Annotated in this window: 1 pseudogene; it reads left to right on the top strand. The window is 60.0% G+C overall.

Annotation, left to right across the window (positions count from 1 at the left end):
* Nucleotides 1-631: pseudogene (locus F6Q13_RS18705) on the top strand (IS630 family transposase); the annotation flags it as partial.
* Between the last annotated feature and the right edge of the window lie 81 nt (nucleotides 632-712).

Below are 712 nucleotides of genomic sequence, written 5' to 3'. Positions count from 1 at the left end.
GCAGGAAAAAATTGACGAGATCGTGGATCTGACACTGAACTACCGCCCGCAGGGCCAAACCCATTGGAGCTGCAGGACGATGGCCGCGGCGAGCGGGGTGTCGAAATCGACTGTGCAGCAGGTGTGGTCGGCGAGGGGCCTCAAACCCCACCGGGTAGAGACGTTCAAGCTGTCCAACGATCCGAAGTTCGAGGAGAAGCTGGTCGATGTCGTTGGGCTTTATCTGAATCCGCCAGAGAAGGCGATCGTCTTGTGCGCTGATGAGAAGTCCTCCGTGCAGGCGCTCGACCGCACCCAGGCATCGCTGCCGATGGTCAGGGGGCGGGGCGAGACCATGACGCATGATTACAAGCGCCATGGCACTACCACCTTGTTCGCCGCGCTAGACGTATTGACCGGCATGATCATCAGTGAGTGCATGCCCCGCCACCGGCATCAGGAATGGCTGAAATTCCTCAAGACCATCGACCGGCAAGTACCCAAGGACCTGCAGATCCACCTGATCTGCGACAACTACGCCACCCACAAGCATGACGACGTCCGTGCGTGGCTAGACAAACACCCCCGGTTCCACCTTCACTTCACCCCGACATCGTCGTCGTGGCTCAACCTCGTCGAACGCTGGTTTAGACGGTATGGGGGGCTGGGGCCCCGCTTACATGTGAACGTGGGTTGCCGACAGGAAACGGGTCCTGGCCGGTAGAGCCACAAG

This window comes from Mycobacterium sp. (assembly GCF_008709575.1).
In the GTDB taxonomy this organism is placed as follows: Bacteria; Actinomycetota; Actinomycetes; order Mycobacteriales; family Mycobacteriaceae; genus Mycobacterium.
The sequence above is the reverse complement of the archived record's forward strand: the minus strand, read 5'-3'. Positions and strand labels throughout refer to the sequence as shown.